The organism is Desulfuromonadales bacterium (assembly GCA_035620395.1).
GTDB lineage: Bacteria > Desulfobacterota > Desulfuromonadia > Desulfuromonadales > DASPGW01 > DASPGW01.
In genome coordinates, this window is record DASPGW010000261.1 from 1 (window position 1) to 21,740 (window position 21,740).

The 21,740-nt window shown below is 63.5% G+C and carries 19 protein-coding genes; 8 read left to right on the plus strand and 11 right to left on the minus strand.

Features of this window, described 5'->3' with window-relative positions; translation table 11 throughout:
• The 3 genes from VD811_14185 to miaA form a co-directional block, all read right to left on the minus strand.
• A partial coding sequence (locus VD811_14185) for a phage holin family protein (protein ID HXV22132.1) occupies nt 1-122 on the minus strand: 122 nt, incomplete at its 3' end.
• A gap of 15 nt (nt 123-137) precedes the next feature.
• A complete protein-coding gene (locus VD811_14190) occupies nt 138-524 on the minus strand; it encodes a PilZ domain-containing protein (protein HXV22133.1) in 387 nt (128 codons plus the stop codon).
• Between the two features lie 219 nt (nt 525-743).
• A complete protein-coding gene (gene miaA, locus VD811_14195) occupies nt 744-1,697 on the minus strand; it encodes a tRNA (adenosine(37)-N6)-dimethylallyltransferase MiaA (protein ID HXV22134.1) in 954 nt (317 codons plus the stop codon).
• A 251-nt stretch (nt 1,698-1,948) separates the two neighbouring features.
• On the opposite strand from miaA, the gene pcnB reads away from it, so the two are divergent.
• The gene (gene pcnB, locus VD811_14200; GenBank protein HXV22135.1) at nt 1,949-3,238 is read left to right on the plus strand and encodes a polynucleotide adenylyltransferase PcnB; all 1,290 of its coding nucleotides are present in this window, start codon (nt 1,949-1,951) and stop codon (nt 3,236-3,238) included.
• A gap of 121 nt (nt 3,239-3,359) precedes the next feature.
• On the opposite strand, the gene VD811_14205 is transcribed toward pcnB, so the two are convergent.
• From VD811_14205 to VD811_14220, 4 genes are all read right to left on the minus strand, one after another.
• On the minus strand, nt 3,360-5,294 hold the full coding sequence (locus VD811_14205; protein HXV22136.1) for a DUF3488 and transglutaminase-like domain-containing protein: 1,935 nt from the start codon (nt 5,292-5,294) through the stop codon (nt 3,360-3,362).
• Complete coding sequence (locus VD811_14210; protein HXV22137.1) at nt 5,281-6,111, minus strand: DUF58 domain-containing protein; 831 nt, start codon at nt 6,109-6,111, stop codon at nt 5,281-5,283. Before VD811_14210 ends, VD811_14205 begins: the two co-directional genes overlap by 14 nt.
• Before the next feature lie 32 nt (nt 6,112-6,143).
• On the minus strand, nt 6,144-7,085 hold the full coding sequence (locus tag VD811_14215; protein ID HXV22138.1) for a MoxR family ATPase: 942 nt from the start codon (nt 7,083-7,085) through the stop codon (nt 6,144-6,146).
• Nucleotides 7,086-7,159: 74 nt separating this feature from the next.
• A complete protein-coding gene (locus VD811_14220) occupies nt 7,160-7,564 on the minus strand; it encodes a VOC family protein (protein HXV22139.1) in 405 nt (134 codons plus the stop codon).
• Nucleotides 7,565-7,694: 130 nt separating this feature from the next.
• On the opposite strand from VD811_14220, the gene folK reads away from it, so the two are divergent.
• The 7 genes from folK (at nt 7,695) to sucD (VD811_14255) (ending at nt 14,003) form a co-directional block, all read left to right on the plus strand.
• Nucleotides 7,695-8,198, plus strand: a complete 504-nt coding sequence (gene folK / locus VD811_14225; protein ID HXV22140.1) for a 2-amino-4-hydroxy-6-hydroxymethyldihydropteridine diphosphokinase — start codon at nt 7,695-7,697, stop codon at nt 8,196-8,198.
• Nucleotides 8,199-8,202: 4 nt separating this feature from the next.
• Nucleotides 8,203-8,454: a PP0621 family protein gene (locus VD811_14230; GenBank protein HXV22141.1), complete on the plus strand. Its 252-nt coding sequence runs from the start codon at nt 8,203-8,205 to the stop codon at nt 8,452-8,454.
• Between the two features lie 146 nt (nt 8,455-8,600).
• Complete coding sequence (gene fsa, locus VD811_14235; protein ID HXV22142.1) at nt 8,601-9,248, plus strand: fructose-6-phosphate aldolase; 648 nt, start codon at nt 8,601-8,603, stop codon at nt 9,246-9,248.
• Between the two features lie 502 nt (nt 9,249-9,750).
• On the plus strand, nt 9,751-10,932 hold the full coding sequence (sucC, locus tag VD811_14240) for an ADP-forming succinate--CoA ligase subunit beta (protein HXV22143.1): 1,182 nt from the start codon (nt 9,751-9,753) through the stop codon (nt 10,930-10,932).
• On the plus strand, nt 10,929-11,804 hold the full coding sequence (sucD, locus tag VD811_14245) for a succinate--CoA ligase subunit alpha (protein ID HXV22144.1): 876 nt from the start codon (nt 10,929-10,931) through the stop codon (nt 11,802-11,804). The genes sucC (VD811_14240) and sucD (VD811_14245) overlap by 4 nt, the downstream gene beginning before the upstream one ends.
• 149 nt (nt 11,805-11,953) lie before the next feature.
• Nucleotides 11,954-13,111 (plus strand): ADP-forming succinate--CoA ligase subunit beta, encoded by a 1,158-nt coding sequence (gene sucC / locus VD811_14250; protein ID HXV22145.1) that lies wholly within the window; start codon nt 11,954-11,956, stop codon nt 13,109-13,111.
• Between the two features lie 16 nt (nt 13,112-13,127).
• Nucleotides 13,128-14,003, plus strand: a complete 876-nt coding sequence (sucD, locus tag VD811_14255; GenBank protein ID HXV22146.1) for a succinate--CoA ligase subunit alpha — start codon at nt 13,128-13,130, stop codon at nt 14,001-14,003.
• Between the two features lie 108 nt (nt 14,004-14,111).
• On the opposite strand, the gene VD811_14260 is transcribed toward sucD (VD811_14255), so the two are convergent.
• The 4 genes from VD811_14260 to VD811_14275 form a co-directional block, all read right to left on the minus strand.
• Nucleotides 14,112-16,403 carry a serine protein kinase PrkA gene (locus tag VD811_14260; GenBank protein HXV22147.1) on the minus strand — a complete coding sequence of 764 codons (2,292 nt, stop codon included), beginning with the start codon at nt 16,401-16,403 and terminating at the stop codon, nt 14,112-14,114.
• Nucleotides 16,404-16,416: 13 nt separating this feature from the next.
• Nucleotides 16,417-18,027: a SpoVR family protein gene (locus tag VD811_14265; GenBank protein ID HXV22148.1), complete on the minus strand. Its 1,611-nt coding sequence runs from the start codon at nt 18,025-18,027 to the stop codon at nt 16,417-16,419.
• A 76-nt stretch (nt 18,028-18,103) separates the two neighbouring features.
• The gene (locus VD811_14270; GenBank protein ID HXV22149.1) at nt 18,104-19,489 is read right to left on the minus strand and encodes a DUF444 family protein; all 1,386 of its coding nucleotides are present in this window, start codon (nt 19,487-19,489) and stop codon (nt 18,104-18,106) included.
• Between the two features lie 69 nt (nt 19,490-19,558).
• Nucleotides 19,559-21,622 (minus strand): serine protein kinase PrkA, encoded by a 2,064-nt coding sequence (locus VD811_14275; GenBank protein ID HXV22150.1) that lies wholly within the window; start codon nt 21,620-21,622, stop codon nt 19,559-19,561.
• Nucleotides 21,623-21,740: the final 118 nt, after the last annotated feature.

Below are 21,740 nucleotides of genomic sequence, written 5' to 3' on the forward strand. Positions count from 1 at the left end.
CCGAGAACGGCCGCGGCGAAAAAGGCCGCAAAAAAACTGCTCACCTCGATCCCTTCGAACAGGTAGGCTGCGGCCAGAATCGACAGGGTCAGAATCAGCCAGCGGATGAAAAGCCCTTTCATGTTTATCTTCCTTCGCTAAGTGGACGCCCCGCCGGACTCAGCCCTGACCCAGCGGTCGATGGCATCCGCGATGTCCTCCGGCAGTTCCAGAAACCGCAGGCCCATTCCCGGCTCGTGGGGAGAACCTTTGCTGAAGAGACGTTTCCAGACGACTTGGCAGGAGCACCGCACGCTGCGGCCGATCGGGGCCGGCAGAACCAGTTCGACCTGGAAGTGCTCCCCAGGTTCCCGCGGTTTGACCGTGGCGATGAAGAAGCCGCTGCGGCTGATGTTCTTGGCATAACCGAAAAAGCTCTTCTGGCCGTCGTCAAGCGTCACCCGCAGGACAATCAGCGGCGACCGCAGGGATTTTCTTTGGTGCGCCAAATTATTGTCCGGTTGGCGGTTTTCTTTGTCGCTCATCGGGGCTCCTCAGCGCGAAGCGGGGCGGCATACACCCCGCGGGCCTTTCGGAAAATCGAATGAATACGAACAAGTCAACGTGCTTTATACACTATTACGGGCGAAGAAAAAAGCCATTCCTTCCACGGATGAGGCGCTTCGGAAAATTTCTTCATCCCTGCAGGCCGCGCCACAATTGCAACCGACACTCCGGTCCAATAGGTGGCCCAGGCCAAGGGCTCATCGTTCGCCCGAACCCTGTGGTGCAATCACCGGCTGCCCATCCAGGGCGTGGATAATTTCCAGCAGTTCCTGCAGGGGCTCCCCTGCCCCTTCCAGCCAATGGATACTGATTCCCTGCCGCTCCATGCGTCTGAACCAGGTCTCCTGCCGCTTGGCGAAGTCGTGGATGGCGCTCTCCAGCTTCTGCACCATGGCGCTATGGCCGAGTTCCCCTTTGAGGTGGCGGGCGATGAAGCGGTATTCCAGCCCGTAGAACTCCAGACGCTCCCAGGCAATGCCGCCCGCGTGCAATTGCGCCACTTCCTCGACCAGTCCCTGTTCGAGCCTCTCCTGCAGGCGGGCGGAGATCCGCCGGCGCAGCTCGGCGCGCGCCCAGCGCAGGCCGAAGACAACCGGTCGCAGTTCCGGCCGGGGAGGCAGCTTTTCTTCGGCGACGGCTTCACCCTCGGCAATCTCGATGGCCCGGTTGAGCCGGTGGCGGTCGAGCAGGTCGGTGGTGTTGTGCTGCTTCGGCCGCCGCCGCTGCAGCCGCTCGGACAGTTCCTGCAGGGATAAATTCGCCAGCTCGGCCCGCAGTGCAGGGTTTTCCGGCACCTCCACCAGGCGGTAGCCCTTGAGGACGGCGTCGAGGTAGAGGCCGGTGCCGCCGACCAGGACAGGCAGGCGGCCACGGGCGCCGATTTCCGCAAGGACCTCGAAAAAGCGTTGCTGGAAGGCGAAGACGTTGAACTCGTTCCCCGGCTCGAGAATGTCGATCAAATGATAGGGGACCTCGCCGTATTCGACCAGGTCCTTGCCGGTGCCGAGATCCATGCCGCGGAAGACCTGGCGCGAGTCGGCGGAGATAATCTCGCCACCCAGGCGCCGGGCCGCCGCTACGCCCAGCCGGGTCTTGCCGGAGGCGGTGGGGCCGAGAATGACCAGCAGGTTGCAGGAAGGCGCGAGGCTCAAGGCAAAAGGCTCAAGGCAAAAGGTTCAAGGCGATAGACTCAGGATCTCCTTGCCGGCGAGGTTGACCCGGCAGCGTCGGGCGGCCCCGTCGTGCCGGTTACTGTAGCGGGTTCCACCGGAAAATTCAATCCGGGCGGGCGCTTGGCATATTCTTTCTTCCCTTCGCCGGCCACATCTGCTACATTCGGCACGGTTCGGCCGCCAACTCCGCGGCTGAAAATCCTTTCAGACAGATTCGGCCTCGTTCGCCCATGGAAAAAGCAGAACAAACGATCACCGATTCGACCGAAGCGCCGGTTATCCTTCCCCGCTCCGAACATTCCATCTCCCGCAAGCAGATCGACGAAAATACGCTGAAGGTCCTCTACCGCCTCACCCGCAGCGGGCACAAGGCCTATCTGGTCGGCGGCGGCGTCCGCGACCTGCTGCTCGGGCGCAAGCCGAAGGACTTCGACGTCGGTACCGACGCCACTCCCAACCAGGTCAAGAAGCTCTTCCGCAACTGCTTCCTGATCGGACGGCGCTTCCGCCTCGCCCATGTCCGTTTCGGGGCAGATTCGCTGGTGGAGGTGGCGACCTTCCGTCGCCAGGCCCGTCCCGACGACATGCCGGAAGACCCGTCGGACCACTTCCTGTTCGCCGAAAACATCTTCGGCACGCCGCAGGAAGACGCCTTCCGCCGCGACTTCACCATCAATGCCCTGTTCTACGACATCGAGACCTTTTCGGTGATCGACTACGTCGGCGGCCTGGAAGACCTCGCGTTGCGCCGTCTGCGGGTGATCGGCGATCCCCTGGTGCGCTTTACCGAGGACCCCGTGCGGATGCTGCGGGCCCTGGAGTTTGCCGCCCGGCTCGGCTTCTCCCTCGACGAGGCGGCCCGCGAGGCGATCTACGAGCGCGGACCGCTGATTGCCGAAGCGGCCCCGGCCCGCATTCGCGAAGAGCTGATGGAGCTCTTTCGCCACCGGGTGGCCGCCGGCGTGCTGTGCGAGGCGCAGGCCATGGGGCTGCTGCCGCACCTGCTGGCCGGTTACGAGGGGGACGACGAAACCTTCGCCCTGCTCGCCCGGCTCGATGCGCGCACCGCCGCCGGCACCCCGGTCGAGGAGCATCTGGCCCTGGCTGCCCTCTTCCTCTCCCGTTTCCGCCGCGCCTGCCCCGCCGATGCGGAGCTGAGCGTGACCGACGCGGTGCGCATCGGCAACCTGATCCTCGCCCCCCACTGCAGCTACTTCCATATCGCCCACGGCATCCGTCATCTCGCCCGGGAGCTGCTGGTCGGCTTCTTCCGCCTCAGCCGCGGGCGCGGCCAACGGGGCGAGCGGCGCTTTCTGCAGCACCCCACCACCCCCCAGGCGCTGGAGTTCTTTGAACTCTGGACGGCCGTTTCCGGGGAGGGGTGCACGCTGGCGGCGCTCTGGCGGGAGGCCCTGAGCCGTCCCGAGGCTCCGGCGGCGAAGGGTGAACCCGCCAGCCCCCGCCGCTCCCGGCGCCGCCGCCGGCCCCGTCGTGGCGGGCATCGTCCCGCGGCGGAGTAAAGACCTCAAAACCGGCAACCCCTCTCGATGGCTCCCGACTCGCCAGACCTGCGAAAAATCCCGGGCTCCCGTACCTCAGGAAAATAGCCAGCAAGGCTTTTCGGAAGCCGCGGCAGGCTGTTTACCTTCCAGCGAACCCCCGGTCACGTGGGGTTTTTCCCAATTTTCGGATCAGCACCCGCAACATTTTCAACTCCTCCTTCGTCAGTTTCCGGTCCCGGTAGACACCTCTCCCGAAGATCTCTGCGAACTCCCGGCAGACGGGATCGTCCAGTTGTTTCGCCAGTTCCTGCAGTCCGGTCGCTGCCGGGATGGCCTCCAGATGGTGCTTTTTCCGGACCCCGCGGAGGAACACCTGAAGAATCCGCTCTTCCCGGCTGTATCGGCCGCGCCGGACCAAGGCGACCAGGGCGATGGTCCCGACTATTCCGGCCAGCAGATAGCCGCCCACCGTCGGCAAGGCGAAGGGTACCCTGAACTGCCGCAGCTGCCGGTTGGTTTGCTGCAGCAACTGCAGCTGGCGGGCCAGGTCGTAGGCGACGACGGCCCGGTTCCAGTGGTAATCGACGGTGTCGAGAAGCCGGCGGCCCGCATTCAACCCCTGCGCCCGCGGGGCAAGCAGCGAAGCCGCAGCGTTGCGGGCCAGGCGGCTGGGGTCGAGCCGCAGCCACCGGCCATCGACGAGGGCCTCGACCCAGACGTGGGCGGTATCTTCGGTCACCAGGTAGTAACCGCCCATTTCGTTGTACTCCCCGCCGTAATAGCCACCGACCAGCCGGGACGGCACGCCGGAGAGCCGCAGCAGCAGGGCGAAGGAGGAGGCAAAGAATTCGCAGTAGCCGCGCTTTTTCTCGAACAGGAACTCGTCCACCGGGTCGTCCGAAGCGGGGAGATCGGTCGTAGCGTATTCGAGTTGCTGGTTGGCGAAGAACGCCTCTAGCAGGGTGATGCGGTCACCGGCGCCGGCGCCGCGGGCGGCGATGCCGGCGGCGACCTGGCGCACGCGCTCGGAGAGGCGAGGCGGGACGGCAAGGTAGAAATCCCGATCGACCGGACCGGTGGACTCGAACTCGCCGCCAACGACGGAGACGGCGGTGTACTTGACCCGCCGGTCGAGGGCGCCTCTGGCGCGAAAAATATAATCTCCGGCCTGGAAAGAACGCAGACCTTCCACGCCGCGCGGGACGTCGAGGGCGAAAAGATGATTTCCCGGCTTCGGTTCCGGATATATGGTCTGCGGGATAGCCCGGCCACCCCGGATGCGCGCCATTTCGCCGGAGGGGGGGGGCTGCCGTACCCAGGTGCTGCCTGCCGGGGTGTTGAGGACTGTCCCCCGCCAGTAGAGTTCGTCCCGGGGGAGTCGCTCGCTCTCGACGCGCAAGGCGACCTCCTTCACCGCGGCGATGCCGGCAAAGCTGCCGGGCCGGACCTCTTCGCTGAAGCCGGCGGTGGCCGTTGCCGCCGGGTTGAGAAAATTCCACAGGGGGTACTGGGTGCGCGGCAGGATGACGAAAAAGGCCAGCATCAGCACCAGCGAGATGGCCGGCAGGGTCAGGGAGATGCCGATGATGCGGCGGGACTGCAGGCGGCTGAACACCAGATGCGGATCGACGGCATGAAAGGAGAGGAGCACCAGGCCGACGGTAACGGCTGTCACCAGCAGGACCAGGTAGATGAAAAAGGCAGCCGAGAGGGTAAGCAGTGACGAGCTGGCCAGGGCGAAGACGGCGAGTACGAAGAGCTGCAGGTAGTTGCGGCCGTTCTTCTCTGTCACCAGACGCACCGCCAGCAGCAGGGCGAGGATATTGACTACAGGCTCGATCAGGTGGTCGCGGCTGATCTGGACGGCATAGAGGAAAAAGCAGACGATGGAGAGCAGGGTGGCGCTGCCGCCGCTTAGGGGATAGCGCCGGCGGCGGTCACAGAAGATGCCGGCAGCAAAGGCTAAAGGCAGGGCGAACCGTACCGGCAGGTCAAGGTAGAGAAAGAGGGGGGCGACGCCAAGAGCGGCCGCGGCGTAACTCAGGAGGTTGAGAAGAGAGCTAACCCTGACCATGGACTGCCAGCTCGGTAAGAAGGCGCAGCTTGTGGGTCCGGCCGACGGCGGGCGGCAGCGTTTGGCTGCCCAGTCGCAACCCCACCGGCCGGTTTTCGCGCAGGTAGGAATCGGCCAGGTATGCGGCACAGCGCAACCGCTCCTCCAGCCCTCCCGGCAGAAGATCGGCCTCGATGGTCACCGGCGGACGGGCGGCGGCCGAAAGTTCCTTGACCTTGAGCTGTCCGTGCCGGGCCGAGAGCTTCCAGTGAATCATCTTGAGCGGCTCACCGCCACGGTAGTCGGAAATCCGGCTGAGCTCGCCCTCGTACCCCTTGCGGGCCACCGGCAGTTCGCCGCCGGCGGCCTGGCGGCCGGCCTCACCGGAGAGCCGGCAGGGGCGGGGGGCCGGGAAGACGGTGAGCTTGCGGCCAACCGGCACCGGGAAGGAGCGGATGAAGAAGTTGATCGGAAAGATCGAGCGGGTCTGTACCTGGAGCAGGGTGTGGATGCCGCGGCCGTGAAAGACGGCCGGCAGGGTCTCGTTGGCGGTGCCGCCCCGCCCGACGAAGATGAAGGTCGCCCGGCCGGCCGCCGGCAGGATAACTTCGACCAGGCAAGCCGGCAGGAGGCGTTTGCGGTTCTCCAGGCGGACGCTGAGCAGCGTTGACACCCCGTCGTAGACCTCGTCCGGCACCTCGACGCGCACTTTGAGACCGGCCAGGTTCCAGCGGCCGAGGATGCCCGAGACGGCCATGAAGCCGAGCAGCGCCGAGACCAGCAGGTAGAGGAGATTGTTGCCGGTGTTGACCGCCGCGAAGCCGAGCAGCAGGGTCAAGGTGATGTAGAGGACACCGGAACGGGTCAGCTTCAGACCAGGGGCACCGGCAGGCTTTTGACGATCGATTGCAGCACCTCCTCTTTGCCGAGACCTTCCTGTTCGGGGCGCAGGATGAGACGGTGGGCCCCCACCGCAACGGCGACCGTCTGCACGTCCTCGGGGACGACATAGTCGCGCCCCTCCAGATAGGCGGCGGCCCGTGCGGCGGCGGCCAGGTTGATGCCGCCGCGGGTCGAGATGCCGGACAGGATGAAAGCATGCTCGCGGGTGGCGGCGACCAGGGCGAAGATGTAGTCGGTCACCTTGGCGGAGAGGTAGATCTCCTCCCGGACCACCCGCTTCGCCTCGGTGATGTCTTCGAGGCTGAGCAGCGCCTCGATATGACGGATTTCTTCGCGGATGCTGCCCGTCTGGATGATCGACTTCTCTACCTCCACGGGGGGGTAGCCGACGCCGGTGGTGATCAGGAACCGGTCGAGCTGCGATTCGGGCAGGGGGTAGGTGCCGATCTGCTCCACCGGGTTCTGGGTGGCGATGACCAGAAAGGGTTCGGGCAGCGGGTAGGTGGACCCCTCCACCGTCACCCGCCGCTCCTCCATCGCTTCGAGCATGGCGCTCTGGGTCTTCGGCATCGCCCGGTTGATCTCGTCGGTGAGCACGATGTTGTTGAAGATCGGCCCCTGGATGAAGCGGAAACGGTTCTCGTCGCGGTCGAAGATGGAAAGGCCGGTGATGTCCGACGGCAGCAGGTCGCTGGTGCACTGGATGCGACCGAAGGAGAGGCCCAGCGCCCGGGCCAGCGCCAGCGCCAGGGTCGTCTTGCCCAGGCCGGGGATGTCCTCGATCAACAGGTGACCTCCCGACAGCAGGGTTATGACCGCCAGCCGGATGGCCCGCACCTTCCCCTTCAGATACTGGCCGGAGAGGGTGTCGATGACCCGCAATACCTCGGCGCGCTTGTTCAGTTTCATTTTGCCGCCTTTCGGCCGGAAGTGATCTCCAGGTGGAAGTCTTCTGACCTCAGTATACCATCCCGGGAAGCGGTTCAAGCCGGAGGCGCGGGTTCCTCGCTGAGGATCACCAGGTAGCCGTCGGGATCGTGCAGCCAGACCTCACGCCGTTTGAACTCGTCATCATCCAGTTCGTAGAGGGTATGCAGCTGCCGGCGGGCGATGTTTCTCAAGATGGGCGTCAGATTCTCGACGGTGAACTCGAGGGTGACGCCGACCCCGCGCGGGTGCCGCTCCAGATTCTGGAAGAGAGCCGGATGCAGCGCCTCCAGGGCGGCGGTTTCGCGGAAGAGGACAGTGGCATCGCCCTGGCCGAGCAGCAGCACGGGCGGGTGGCCCGGGACCGGGACGAAGCGCTCGATCGGCAACTCCAGCAACTCTCCGTAGAAGACTGCCGTCCGCTCCAGGTCGCTGACGGCAAGGGTCAGGGTGAAATTCATGTTCGTGGCTCCTTTTCCCTAGAGGTATTAGCATGTTCCCGGCGGCCTCGGCAAGGGGAAAGGGCTCAGGTAAATTGACGGGGCGCGGGCAGCTGTGCTTTAATCGGGCGGCATGGAAAAAGAGGACGACATGGAACCGGTTACGGCCTACCTGGCCCTGGGCGCCAACCTCGGAGACCGCCTGGGGCAGTTGCAGGGGGCGCGGAGCGCGCTGGCAGCGGCCGGCGGCATCCGGGTGACGGCCGCCTCGCCGCTCTACGAAACCGGGCCGGTGGGAGGGCCGCCGGGCCAGCCGCCCTACCTGAATGCGGTCCTGAGGGTGGAGACGACCCTCTCCTGTCGCGCTTTGCTGGAACTTTGCCTGGCGGTCGAGGTCCGCTTCGGCCGTCGCCGGCAGGAGCCCTGGAGCCCGCGCACCCTCGATGTCGATCTGCTTTTCTTCGGCGGAGAGACCCTTGACGAACCCGGCCTGGTCGTTCCCCATCCGCGCCTGCACCAGCGGCGTTTTGTCCTGACACCGCTGGCCGACCTTGACCCGGAGTTGCTCCACCCGGCCCTCGGCCGGAGCGTCCTTCAACTGCTGACCGCTCTCGACAACGGAGAGTCGGTCCGGCTTTACGCCCGAGAGTGGTGAATAGATGATTCGTCTGCTGCTGCTGGCCGTGCTTTTTTATCTCGGCTATTCCCTCTTCCGCTCCTTCCTGCGCACCCTGCCGGGGCACAAGGGTTCGCCGCCGCCGGCGAAGAGTACTCGGGGGGAGGAGATGGTTCGGGACCCCCACTGCGGCACCTACCTGCCACGCAGCGATGCCTTGGCTATGACGGTCCGGGGCGAGAAGCATTATTTCTGTTCCAAGGCGTGTCGGGACGCTTACGCCGGCGGAGAGTGAATTTGTCTGGCCGCGCCTGATCCGTCGGATGGGTCAGATCGGACAGATCAGTCTGATCTGACGCGGCCCGACCCCCTGAATAACAGCAAAAACTCAAGCAGCAGTCTTCTTCTTGGCCATCCAATTCAACGAAAAAGGAGCCTTCCATGAAATTCTTCATCGACACCGCCGACGTTGCCGAGATCCGCGCCGCCCACGAGATGGGGCTGGTCGACGGCGTCACCACCAACCCCTCGCTGATCGCCAAGAGCGGCCGCGACTTCAAGGAGGTGATCACCGAGATCACCGCCATCGTCGACGGCCCGATCTCGGCCGAGGTGATCGCCCTCGATGCCCCGGGGATGGTCCGGGAGGGGCAGGAACTGGCCAAGATCAACCCGAAGAACATCGTCATCAAGGTGCCGATGACCACCGAGGGGCTCAAGGCGACCAGCATCTTCGCTTCCGAGGGGATCAAGACCAACGTCACCCTGGTCTTCTCGCCGCTGCAGGCCCTGCTCGCCGCCAAGGCCGGGGCGACCTACGTTTCTCCCTTTGTCGGCCGCCTCGACGACGTCGGCCATGACGGCATGGAGGGGGTCGAGCAGATTCGCACCATCTTCGACAACTACGGCTACGCCACCGAAACCATCGTCGCCTCGGTGCGCTCGCCCCTGCACGTGCTCAACGCTGCGCTGATCGGCGCCGACATCTGCACCATTCCCTACGCGATCATCACCCAGCTCGCCAAGCACCCCCTCACCGACGTCGGGATCGAAAAATTCCTCGCCGACTGGAAGAAGGCAAAGAAGTAAAGGGTTTCGTCTTCCCAAATCAGCCCCTGTCCACCTCTGGCCCGTCTCCCCATCTCTGCGAGAATACCGTGGCGGGGGCGGGCCTTTTGCGTCGCCGCGCCCCGCCCCCTGCTTCTTTACCATCATTAAAAAATTTTGGTCTTACCACTTGACAGCTGCGACTGCCGGCGCTACTGTACAGGCCATCCCGTATACGAATTGTTTATACAAAGACAGGATCGGCGACGCTGGTCGGGCCAAATGACCAAACTGGGCATCATATTGAGCGAAGCTAAATCTCGAGGAATGGCACTTGTCGGCCAGCCTCGGGGAGTTTTCGCCACCCTCGATACGTCCTGATTCGCCAACCGACCCCTCCTTGCGCAGCAAATATCCGAAATAGATGGCTTTTTTATTCGCTGACGAAATTGGCATCGAGCTTGCCTCGGTGTATACGCGACGGCTTTTCCGTTCGGGGAGAGCAGACTTCCATTTCTTTTCACCTTAACAGGGGTCTTTAGTCATGAACATTCACGAGTACCAGGCCAAAGGAATTCTGCGGAAATTCGGCGTGCCGGTTCCGGACGGGCACGTCTGCTACAACGGCGCCAGCGCGCGCGAATGGGCCAAGCGCCTCGGCGAGGGCCCCTGGGTGGTCAAGGCGCAGATCCACGCCGGCGGCCGCGGCAAGGGGGGTGGGGTCAAGCTGGCGCGCACCGCCGACGAAGTGCGCATGATCGCGCGCGACATGCTCGGCATGACGCTGCGCACCCACCAGACCGGCCCGGAGGGAAAAGTCGTGACCCGCGTGCTGGTCGAGAACGGCTGCCACATCGAGCGCGAACTCTACGTCAGCCTGCTGGTCGACCGCACCACCGGCAAGGTCACGGTGATGGCCTCGACCGAGGGGGGGATGGATATCGAAGAGGTGGCGGCGCACACCCCGGAAAAGATCTTCCGCGAGGCGATCGACCCACTGGTCGGACTCACCCCCTTCCAGTGCCGCAACCTCGCCTTTGCCCTTGGGTTGGGCGGCAAGCTGACCAGCAAGGCGGTCAAGCTGCTGGAGGGGCTCTACACGACCTTCATCGCCTGCGATTGCGCGTTACTGGAGATCAATCCGCTGGTGGTGACCAAGGAGGGAGAACTCCTCTGCCTCGACGCCAAGTTCGGCTTTGACGACAACGCCGTCTTCCGCCACCCGAAAATCGCCGACCTGCGCGACTACGACGAGGAAGACCCCAATGAAGTCGAGGCCTCGCAGCACGACCTCTCCTACGTCTCGCTCACCGGCAATATCGGCTGCCTGGTCAACGGCGCCGGCCTGGCGATGGCGACGATGGACATCATCAAGCACTCCGGCGGCGAGCCGGCCAACTTCCTCGACGTCGGCGGCGGTGCGAGCATCGAGCGGGTCACCGAGGCGTTCAAGATCATTCTCACCGACAAGAACGTCAAAGGGATCCTGGTCAATATCTTCGGCGGCATCATGAAGTGCGACGTCATCGCCACCGGGGTCATCGAGGCGGCCAAGCAGGTCTCCCTGCAGGTGCCGCTGGTGGTGCGTCTCGAAGGGACCAACGTGGAGAAGGGCAAGGAACTGCTGGCCGCCAGCGGCCTGAACATCATCGCCGCCGACGGCATGGCCGACGGGGCGCGCAAGATCGTGGCGGCGGTCGCCGCCGGCGAAGGGAGGTTGGCATGAGCATCCTGATCGATAAGAACACCCGCGTCATCACTCAGGGGATCACCGGCGCCACCGGCCTCTTCCATGCCCAGGGAGCGCGCGACTACGGCACGCAGATGGTCGGCGGCGTCACCCCCGGCAAGGGCGGCACGGTCATCGACGGCTTCCCGGTCTTCGACACGGTCCGCGACGCGGTCAGGCAGACCGGCGCCACGGCTTCGGTCATCTACGTTCCGCCCCCCTTTGCCGCCGATTCGATCATGGAGGCGGTCGATGCCGGCATCGAGCTGGTCTGCTGCATCACCGAGGGAATCCCGGTCCTCGACATGGTCAAGGTCAAGCAGTACATGCAGGGGAAGAAGACCCGGCTGGTCGGACCGAACTGCCCCGGCGTCATCACCCCCGGCGAGTGCAAGATCGGGATCATGCCCGGCTACATCCACAAGCCGGGCAAGGTCGGCGTCGTCTCGCGCAGCGGCACCCTCACCTACGAGGCGGTCTGGCAGCTCACCTGCGTCGGCCAGGGGCAGTCGACCTGCGTCGGCATCGGCGGCGACCCGGTCAACGGCACCAGCCACCTCGATTGTCTGAAGATGTTCGAGGAAGACCCCGCCACCGAAGCGGTCATCATGATCGGCGAGATCGGCGGCAACGCCGAGGAGGAGGCGGCGCTTTTCGTCCGCGACCACATGAGCAAGCCGGTCGCCGGCTACATCGCCGGCGCCACCGCCCCTCCCGGCAAGCGCATGGGGCATGCCGGCGCCATCATCTCCGGCGGCAAGGGGACCGCCGCCGAGAAGATCGCCATGATGCGCGACTGCGGCATCAGTGTCGCCGACAGCCCGGCCGAAATGGCCGCCGCCCTCTTCAAAATCTGGCAGCCCTCCTGACAGACCCCTTTCCGAACCAGGCGGCGGCGCGCGTAAGTGCGCCGCCGTTTTTTTGTCTTCATCCGCCCACACTCTGCCGACTGGCCGAAGTTGAGTCTCCTGCTACACTTGGCGTGGATACCACACAGCCCATGCAGAGGAGTTCATCCATGAACATTCACGAGTACCAGGCCAAGGAGATTCTGAGCGGCTATGACATCCCGGTGCCGCGCGGACGGGTCTGTCTGACCGCCGACCAGGTGGAGCGGGCGGCCAAGATGATGGGTGGGCGCTGCGTGGTCAAAGCGCAGATCTACGCCGGCGGCCGCGGCAAGGCCGGCGGGGTGAAGCTGGTCCACCACCCCGAGCAGGCGCAGGAGCTGGCCAAGGACCTCTTCGCCCGCAAGCTGGTCACGCCGCAGACCGGGCCCGATGGCTTGCGCGTGCGGCGCATCCTGGTGGAGGAGGCGGTGGAGATCGCCCGCGAGTTCTACCTTTCCATCACCCTCGACCGCGCCGTCTCCCGCTACATCCTCATCGCCTCGGCCGAAGGGGGAGTGGAGATCGAGGAGGTGGCGGCCAAGTCGCCGGAGAAGATCCACAAGCTCACCATCGACCCCTACACCGGGCTGCGCTCCTACCAGGCGCGCAAGATCGCCCTGGCCCTGGGGCTCACCGGCAGCCTCTGCGAGGACTGCGTGCAACTGATCCTCAGCCTCTACCGCGCCTGTCTCGAGAAAGACTGCTCGCTGGTCGAGATCAACCCGCTGGTGGTAACCCGGGCCGGATGGCTGATGGCGATGGACGCCAAGATCACCTTTGACGACAACGCCGTCTTCCGTCATCGCGAATACCCCGACATGGTCGACTACTCGCAGCTCGACACGCTGGAGATCACCGCCAGCAAGTACGACCTCGCCTACATCAAACTCGACGGCAGCGTCGGCTGCCTGGTCAACGGTGCCGGCCTCGCCATGGCGACCCTCGACGTGCTCAACGAGTTCGGCGGCAAACCGGCCAACTTCCTGGACGTCGGCGGCGGTGCCAACCGCGAGAAGGTCGCCGAGGCGTTCAAAATCATCCTCCAGGACCCCGACGTCAAGGGCGTCTTCGTCAACATCTTCGGCGGCATCATGCGCTGCGACGTCATCGCCCAGGGGATCATCGAGGCGGCGAGCGATGTTCACTGCCCGCTGCCGATCGTGGTACGGATGGACGGCAGCCAGGTCGAGGAGGGGAAGCGGCTGCTGATGGAGTCGGGGCTCAACGTCCAGACCGCCGACAACCTCGGCGACGGGGCCGCGCGCATCGTCAAGATGTTGGGATAATTCGGGAGAACACGCCATGTCCATACTGCTGAACAGGGAATCGAAGGTACTGGTCCAGGGGATCACCGGCCGCAGCGGCCTCTTCCACGCCCAGAAGTGCCGCGAGTACGGCACCAGGATCGTCGCCGGCGTCACCCCGGGCAAGGGGGGGATTCACGTCGAAGGGATTCCGGTCTTCAACACCGTCGAGGAGGCGGTGCGCTACACCGACGCCAACGTCTCGATGATCTTCGTGCCGCCCCCCGGCGCTGCCGACGCCATCCTCGAGGCGGCGGAGGCTGGGCTCGAACTCGCCGTCTGCATCACCGAGGGGATTCCGGTGCGCGACATGGTGCCGGTCAAGCGCATCCTCGCCGACCACAAGATGCGCCTGGTCGGCCCCAACTGCCCCGGCGTCATCACCCCCGACGAGTGCAAGGTCGGGATCATGCCGGGCTACATCCACAAGAAGGGGAAGATCGGAGTCGTCTCGCGCAGCGGCACCCTCACCTACGAGGCGGTCAAGCAACTCACCGATGCGGGGCTCGGCCAATCGACCTGCGTCGGCATCGGCGGCGACCCGATCATCGGCATGAGCTTCATCGACTGTCTCAAGCTCTTCAACGAGGACCCCAAGACCGAGGGGGTCTTCATGATCGGCGAGATCGGCGGCACCGCCGAAGAGGAGGCGGCCGGGTGGATCAAGGCGAACATGAAGAAGCCGGTGGCGGCGTTCATCGCCGGTGTCACCGCCCCGCCGGGCAAGCGGATGGGACACGCCGGGGCGATCATCACCGGCGGCAAGGGGAAGGCGGAGGACAAGATCCGCACCCTCGACGAGTGCGGGGTGATAGTGACGCAGAGCCCGACGCGGATGGGGGCGGCGATGCAGGAGGCGCTCACACGCAAGTAGGGCGGCAGCGCAAGAAGGAAAGACCAAGCGGGGACCGCGATTGCGGCCCCCGCTTTTATTGTGGGCAGCCGGCGTTTGATTCCGGATGTGCCGTTGTCCTTGCCCGCATCAGGAATGGGCGAACTTCTCGGCCAGGTCGTTGTCGATGACGTACATGCAGACTTCCTTGGCGCCGATTTTGGTGTAGCGGAATTTCTTGGCCAGATTCCCCATCAGGAAGGTGATGTCGTCCCTTATTTTCTTGTCGTAGGTCTTGAAGGCCGGGGTGTCAAAATCCTTGATCGCCCGCCGGAAGTTTTCGTTCCTGAGGAAGGGGTCGAGCACCTTTTCCTTCAGATTCTGGATGTAGAGCTCATGCAGGGACTGGTAGAGCGCCGTTTCGGTGACGGGTTTGCCTTCCGCCATGATCTCCTGGGTCAGGGTCCGGGCCGCATACTCCTTCTGGGTCTCCTCGCGAAAGGTCTGCCGCGCCGGCCGGCCGGCATCGACCCCGAGCAGCCGGCTCTCGATGGCTTCGAAAAAGTCCTCGCTGATCTCCAGCCGCTCTCCCGTGTACTTGCAGGTCACCACGGCGCCCGGCTCGAAGTTGACGGCAAAGAGGTAATTCTGGATTTCCCGGGAAATCTGCTCCTCGTTGTAGTAGTAGAGCGACTCCTTGACCTCCTGCAGAACCTGGTAATTGTACATCCCCAGCAGCGAGTCGAGAAAGCCCTTCGGGATCATTTCGGCCAGTTCCGGGTGGGCCTTGGTAAAAAACCGGTGCAGGGTGGACATGTTGATGAGTCGGTCCTTGCGCGCCAGGCCGGAGTAGAATTCGTTGAAGATTTTCAGCGAATCGCGGCCGGAGAGGCCCTGGCCGCCATCCTTCTCCGACTCCCCGATGATCCGGCGCCGGCGCTTGGCGTTGAGGCGCTTGCGGTCTTCGCCGGTGAGCCAGTCGGGAATGTGGCCGGTGTAGATTTCCATCTTCAGCAGGTGGAGATTCTCGTCGCAGTAGCGATTGTACTTCTCCGGGTCCTCGATCCATTCGAGCAGCGCTTCGGAGGTCGGATTGAGGCGGGTGGAGATGATCACCCGGGCGAAGTTGTGAAGCACCCGGGGCAGAAAGCTCTCCTCGATATGCTTGCCGAAGATGTGGCGGTAGATCTCCACCTCGGTCTTCAGGTCGAGCACATAGGGGATGTGGATGTATTCGATGCGGTCGAGAAACGACTGGAATTCGGCAATGTTGGCCCGGTCCTCGGGATTCATCAGGGCCAGGAAGAGGGAGTTGACGTTCTCCTCCAGGTCTTCCACCTTGTGCACCGCTTCGCTGATGATGTTGTGCAGCTCGATCAGCCGCTCGACATTGTGTGACTTGATGTCCATCAGGGCATAGATGCCGTTGTTGGTCTTGGCGTAACGGGAAAAAAGGTATTTGACCTGGTTGCTGTCGCGCAGCAGATCATCGATGCGGCTCTGCAGCTTGTCGTTGCCGAGCACCAACTGCTTCAGCGGCTTGTCGCCGGGGTTGTAGACGCTGATGCCCTCGCCGAGACGCCGGTTGAACCGGTAAGGCCGGGCAAAGACCATGCGCAGCACCTCCTGCGGGCTATTCAGCCGGTTCAGCAGGGCCTCGAACAGGGAGCTGCAGATGGTGCAGGGGGTGTTCTTGAAGACCCAGTTGAATTCTTTTTCGGTGAACAGCTTCCACTTGCTTTCATCATTCTGGAACAGCTCGTCGAAGAAGACGCGTCGGTGCTCCTTGGGAAGGATCAGGATCGGATGGTCGTGGCTGGGGCAGGGGATCTCGATGTAATCCTCCATCGCCAGCAGCGATTTTTTTGCCTCGAGAATGTCGTTCTGGCTGAATTCGTAGGTGTCGAGCAGTTGCGAAAGTTTTTCCAGGAACAGGCCGGTTTCCCCTTCCTTGAACTGGCCGAGCATTTTCCGGTCGAGGCGCCAGACGGTTTCATAGACCGAGCCGGCCTCGGTGTTGACGTAGGCCTCGAACTTCATCAGCAGGTTGTTGAGAAAGGTGCTCTTGCCGCAGCCGTGGGGGCCTTCGAAAATATAGATCTTGTTCTGCTGGGCGCCGAGCTTGAGGGCCTCGACCAGGGCGATCAGCCGGTTGGCGAAGAGACGGTCGGCGAAGAAGGGCAAATCCACCCCCTCGACCAGCAGCCGGCTGAAGTCGTAGGAGACGAAGTGGATCGATTCGGGGTCGCCGGGGTACTCGTCGGGCTTTTCGGTGACAGAACTCTTGATCATGTCGTGAAAGACCTGGAAGACGTTGCGCAGCACCCGCGTCGGCTGCGCCACGAGTACCCCGAGGAATTCCTCGAACGGCACGGGCTGACGCTGCTCGCCTTTGCCGATACAGCGCTCGACATGTCCAAGAACTTTCTGGATGTCGTTCATGGCCGGTTTCATCCTAAATTGGCGCGCTTGACAGTTTGCGCTGTTCCATGGTGTAGAGCATGCGCCGCCACTGCACCTCCGGTTCCCTCCCCCGCTCTTCGACCGGCGCCGACACCACTTCACTCGTCTCCAGCCGGACCGGCGCCCCCCACAGATATTCGATGCCAAGCAGGGTGTTGGCAATGAATTCCCGCACCAGAGGCTTCCCCTCGAAGTGGTGCACGAGATAAAGGCTGCCGCCGGCGCTGCCCTTCCGGTCGATTTCGATGTGCGGCGGGTGGTAGAGGCTCTCCAGGAGCATCTGCAGGTAGGCGTCGGCCTGGCGGCTCTGCACGTAGTACTCCCAGACCATTTTCGCCTCGTTCAGGCGTTTGCCGACGACGAAAAGTTTGTGGCGAGTGACGAAATCCTGGTCGACGAAGCTGTTGATGAAGAGGAAGTCGGAGAGGTTTTCGCGCACCCGGAAGATGAAGTCCCGCCCCTCGCCGGTGCCGAGGTCGAAACGCTCCCGGGCGGCGGCGTCGCGGAGCTGGTGAAAGGGGAGGGAGAATTTCCCCCGGTCGGCCTTCTCCTCGATGTGCTGGAACAGGCGCATGCCGATGGCATAGGGGTTGAGGCCGACCCGCGGCAGGGCGGTGACGGCGGCGTGCACCCGGGCGAACTCCACCTCGTGCCCCCGGATCCGCTCGTCCTCGAGGAAGAGCCGTTCGTGCCAGTAGCTCGCCCACCCCTCGTTCATGAACTTGGTGCGAATCTGCGGCTGGAAGTAGAGGGAGGTCTTGCGCACCACCTCGACCACCGACTTCATCCACTTGTTCTCGTCCTTGTTGAGAAAGGACGAATGCTCCAGCAGGAACTGCATCAGGTCGAGCTTGCGGGCCGGCTTCTGCTGCCGGCTCTTATCGTACACGGTCTGAAATTCAGGGTACTTGGCGCCGGTGCCGGCGAAAAAACACTGCTCTGCGGCCGCCCCGTACACTTTTCGGCAGTCGTTGTAGCGCTCGATTTCGCTGACGTATTCGCTGATCCTTACCTTCTTGAGGTCCTGCAGGAACACGTCGAAATAGAAGTCGAGGCGGGCAGAGCGGCTGTCCGTGGGCGCCGGCTCCAGGCGGTAGAGTTCGTCGTGGTAGCCGACCAGGTTGTCGATGCTGCGGGCAAACTCGATGACGTAATCGACCCAGCGTCCATGCTCCGAGCGCAGCTTGGCGATCAGGCGCTTGTCGGCGAGGGCCTGGCCGGCCAGGTCGAAATCCCAGGTGTGGCGGAAGTAGGCGTTGTTCTGAAAGAAATCGATATGGGCCAGGACATGGTAAAAGATCATCACATTGAGCCAGTCCGGGTTGTTGTCGTTGTAGAAGGAGATGGCCGGACGGGTGTTGATGACGGTCTCGAAGGGATTGGAGGGGTAGAGCTCGTAGCGCCCCTTCTCCTTGAGCACCTCGACGTCGTGCACCCAGTAGTCGTAGAGGGTGGGGATCATCAGCTTGGGGGTCAGCTCGAGGAGGTCGCGGTTGGTGACGATGTACTCCAGAGTCTCGTCGTCGAAGCGCAGGCCGGCCTGACGCGCCCGCTCCTTGCACCCTTCCATGATCTGCTTGGTATGCTGGTTGATGAGTTCCATAGATTCCTTCGTAGGGGCGGCCCCCTGTGGCCGCCCTGGGCAGGCACGGGGGCCTGCCCCTACAGGGCGCATCCGATTACGATATCAGCGTCTTGATCCCTTCGATCAGGCGCGGCTCTTCAGCGTCTTCGCCCATGACATCGAGGCGCAGCAGGTCGGGCCTGGTCTCCAGCAGGCCGGATTTGCGCAGGTAGCGCTCCACCTCGCTGTGCTGACTGCCGCCGCTGACGTGCTCGGCGATGGTTACGCCGATGCGGCTGGCGTAGCCGAGCATCGTCTTCAGCTCGGGAAGCGTTTCCTCGCCGTCCGTGTCCCAGTCGTCGCCGTCGGTGCCGTGGAAGATGTAGATGTTGTAATCCCTCGCCAGCTGCTCCTTTTCGACGATCTGGTTGACCAGGCGGTAGGCTGCCGCCACCTTGGTGCCGCCAGCCACCTTGGAATTGTAGTAGGTGTAGAAGTCCGGGACCTCGCTGGCGTCGGTGTCGTGCAGGACGAAGCGGGTCTCCACCTGCCGGTCGTACTGGTAGAGCAGCCAGCTGTAGATCATCACGTGCTGCGACACCACCAGTTCGGTCGCCTTGCCCGCCATCGAGCCGGAATAGTCGCGGAGGAAAAAGACCATCGCCTGCGATTCGTAGTCCTTCTCCCGGGACAGGACCCGGTAGACCCGGTCGTCGGGGCCGATCAGGAAGCGGGTCGTATCGATGTCGCTGAAGTCGGGGACGTTGCCCAGGGCGATGTTGGTCTCCAGGATCCGGCGCAGGGTCGCCTTCTTGTCGAGGATCTGGCCGAAGCCCCGGTTCTTGTCGGTCAGCTCGTAGGTGTAGCGGGTGAGGGAGCGCTTTTTCCCCTTTTCCTTGAGGTTGGGAAGCTCGAATTTTTCGGTGAGGATCCGGCCCAGGTCGTAGGCGCTCGACTCCACCTCGTGGGCGCCTCCCTCCCCCTGGCCGGCGCCGCCGCTTCCCGGCTGCTCGGGGGTACGCACCGGCTGCTCGCCGATCACCTCGCCCTCTTCGCCCTCGCCACTGCCGCCCGAGCCGCCCCCGCCTTCGTCAGCGGTCCTGGCGGTGCGGTCGTGCAGGAACTTCTCCTCGACCGTGGTCGGGATGACGACCACCTTCTCCTTGCCCCCCTTGCCCGGCCGGATCAACCGGCCGACCCGGATCTTGCGCGGAAAGCCGTCCTTCTCCCGCTGCTTGTCGCGTTCGAGCAGCTCGTCGATGGAGCGGATGTGGGTGGTGTAGGAGCCCTGCGGTTCGTTCATGGCAAGCAGGGCCGTCAGGTCGTTGAAGCCGTAGGGCTCCAGAGCCCCGGCCGGGAAGGTTCCGCCCGCCGGCGCCTGGCCGGGCGGCTCATGAACGGAGCCGCCGCGCAGCTCGCGCAGGATCTTCTCCTGCCGCTCGGCGGTGAGGCCCTTTTGTTTCAGGGCCTGATAGAGATCTTTATCGGACGCATGGGACATATGGGACTCGTGTGACCTGTGAAATTCGCTTTTCTTCCGCCTTCATCCTTCTGACTTCATCCTTGCCTTTCACATCCCGTCTTCCTGGGTGCAGAAGTACTCGATCGTCTTCTGGGCGCAGGTGGTGCAGTAGTTCAGCTTGCCGAGCATGGTCTGGATCATGCGGTCGTAGAGCTTCTGGTTCTCCTCGTTGGTGCGGTTGGCCAGGGCGCCGATCAGACTGCCGGCACCGGCAATGTCGCTCTTGAGGCGCACGTCGGTGACCGCCATGACCAGCTCCAGGTTATCCATGAAATCGTAATTGGGGTCGACGGAGATCTTCTGCCCGTAGATTTTGCGGATAGAGGTGCGGAAGGTCTCCCGCTGCTCTTCCGTCTTGAGGCCCAGGCGCTCCTCGATGCTCTTGACGAATCGCTCGTCGATCTTCAGCGCCCGCAGCTCGCCGCTCTGCGGATCCTTGTATTTCCACATCTTGTCAGGCCCCAGGTTTTCCGCGTCGATGCCGATGATCATGTTGACGTAGTTCATGACGTCCTTGCGGATCGCCTGCGGCTCGTCCATGTAGGCGTTGAACATCTCGGTCATGATCCGTTCGCGGTAGAGCCCCTTGGCGGTCTTGAGGTCCTCCAGGTACTTGGCCCGGTCGTTGGCGTCGGCGACGTAGTCGAGGATCACCCGTTCAACGGCGCCGAAGATGTCATGGGCATACATGCAGCGCCCTTCGTTGGTCTCCGAGCTCTCCACCAGCAGCTGGACGGCCCGTCCGAGGTTGCGCTGGCCCAGCCCCTTCTGGCCGAAGCGCCGTGTGATGTCCGGGTCCTGGTTGAGGATGTCGATGACCTCGGCCAGGGTCTTGATGCTTTTTTCGCCGGCCACTTCCCCGGCCGCCAGCTTCATCGTTTCGATGGGGGTGAGCTTTTCCGAACGGGGCAGCCGGGAGAGAATCGCCGCCACCGACGCCGCGTAGTTCAGGTTCGGGTCCTGGTGCAGGTCCTGCCGGGTCAGGGTGGTCTTGGTGTCGCTGCCGATGGCGTAGGCGGTGAGCTGCTCCTGCATCTTGTAGTTGGTGTTGTGGGAGACGTAGCAGATGCGGCAGCGGTCGACGATCGGCGCCTCCTCCTTCTCGGCGAGGAAGCGGTTGAATTCCGAGTTGTTGCTGGTGGCGATGATCAGGGTGTCGATGGGCCACTTGTAGCCGTCGATCTCGATCACCCGGTTCTGGATCACTCCCAGGTAGACCTGGACCAGATCCTTCTTGTTCTTGTAGATCTCGTCGGAGAAGTGGATGCCGCCGCCGGCCACCCGGGCGAGAGCCCCCCGGCGCAGGTCGAAGCGGTAGGGGTTGTTGGTGTCGGTGATGTGCAGCAGGCGCTGGATCGACTCCTCGCCGAGCAGGTCGATGGCGCTGGAGGTGATCTTGTCCTTGGCCGCGTACTTGCCGGTGATCGTCCCCAGGCTTTCGGTCAGGGGGACCGGGACGACCTCGACGAAGTCAAGCATCTCCTCGATCTTGCCGCCGGTGAAGGTGCGGATGTCGTTCCACATGTAGCTGCTGCAGGCCCCCAGCGGCCGGTAGTTCTCGTAGAACGTTTCGATCTCGGCATCGCTGAAGCCCGCCTTTTTGGCCAGCCAGGTCTTGTTTTCGTCGACGGTCTCGAAGAGGTTCATCGCCAGGATCATCGGGTCCTCGTAGGTCTGCGACTCGATGCTGGCGATCCGCCCGTAGCTGCCGATCCGGTCCATGCCGACCAGGCGCCAGGTGTATTTACGGTTCTCCTCGCGGCTGAGAAACTGGCGGTATTTGCCGCAGAGATACTCGACGAAGAAGGTCTTGCCGTTGCCCGGCTCGCCGACCAGCACGTAGGCCATCTCCTTGGAGGAGCCCCCCTCGGCGGCGTCCTTGACGAAGGAGACGAAGCTGTTGATTTCGTCGTACATGCCGACCGGATGTTTTCTCCCGCGCCGGAAAATCGTGAAGTCGTACGTCGTCTTGCCGTTGACCACGACCTTCTCGATGCTGTCTTCCAGAATCATCCTGGCCACGCCCTGAAAGGCGTTTTCAAAGCGCCGCTTGCCCGCCTTGACGGCGGCGAGGTGCTGCAGGAGCGGTACGAGGGTTTTGTCCTTCACCATGTCTTCCTCCCGGCTGGCGGTTTTCGTTTACTGTAAGGATAACACAAGATGCGGACAAATTTCCATTTGTCGCGAAATTCCGCATAATTAGCGGCTTTGCGGGGGCCGGCAAGGGGCC

Excerpts from the sequence above, each read along its gene's own strand:
- VD811_14190 (HXV22133.1), bottom strand. The coding sequence starts at position 524 with ATGAGCGACAAAGAAAACCGCCAACCGGACAATAATTTGGCGCACCAA.
- pcnB (HXV22135.1), top strand. The coding sequence starts at position 1,949 with ATGGAAAAAGCAGAACAAACGATCACCGATTCGACCGAAGCGCCGGTT.
- VD811_14205 (HXV22136.1), bottom strand. The coding sequence starts at position 5,294 with ATGGTCAGGGTTAGCTCTCTTCTCAACCTCCTGAGTTACGCCGCGGCC.
- VD811_14215 (HXV22138.1), bottom strand. The coding sequence starts at position 7,085 with ATGAAACTGAACAAGCGCGCCGAGGTATTGCGGGTCATCGACACCCTC.
- VD811_14220 (HXV22139.1), bottom strand. The coding sequence starts at position 7,564 with ATGAATTTCACCCTGACCCTTGCCGTCAGCGACCTGGAGCGGACGGCA.
- folK (HXV22140.1), top strand. The coding sequence starts at position 7,695 with ATGGAACCGGTTACGGCCTACCTGGCCCTGGGCGCCAACCTCGGAGAC.
- VD811_14230 (HXV22141.1), top strand. The coding sequence starts at position 8,203 with ATGATTCGTCTGCTGCTGCTGGCCGTGCTTTTTTATCTCGGCTATTCC.
- fsa (HXV22142.1), top strand. The coding sequence starts at position 8,601 with ATGAAATTCTTCATCGACACCGCCGACGTTGCCGAGATCCGCGCCGCC.
- sucC (HXV22143.1), top strand. The coding sequence starts at position 9,751 with ATGAACATTCACGAGTACCAGGCCAAAGGAATTCTGCGGAAATTCGGC.
- sucD (HXV22144.1), top strand. The coding sequence starts at position 10,929 with ATGAGCATCCTGATCGATAAGAACACCCGCGTCATCACTCAGGGGATC.
- sucC (HXV22145.1), top strand. The coding sequence starts at position 11,954 with ATGAACATTCACGAGTACCAGGCCAAGGAGATTCTGAGCGGCTATGAC.
- sucD (HXV22146.1), top strand. The coding sequence starts at position 13,128 with ATGTCCATACTGCTGAACAGGGAATCGAAGGTACTGGTCCAGGGGATC.
- VD811_14260 (HXV22147.1), bottom strand. The coding sequence starts at position 16,403 with ATGAACGACATCCAGAAAGTTCTTGGACATGTCGAGCGCTGTATCGGC.
- VD811_14265 (HXV22148.1), bottom strand. The coding sequence starts at position 18,027 with ATGGAACTCATCAACCAGCATACCAAGCAGATCATGGAAGGGTGCAAG.
- VD811_14270 (HXV22149.1), bottom strand. The coding sequence starts at position 19,489 with ATGTCCCATGCGTCCGATAAAGATCTCTATCAGGCCCTGAAACAAAAG.
- VD811_14275 (HXV22150.1), bottom strand. The coding sequence starts at position 21,622 with ATGGTGAAGGACAAAACCCTCGTACCGCTCCTGCAGCACCTCGCCGCC.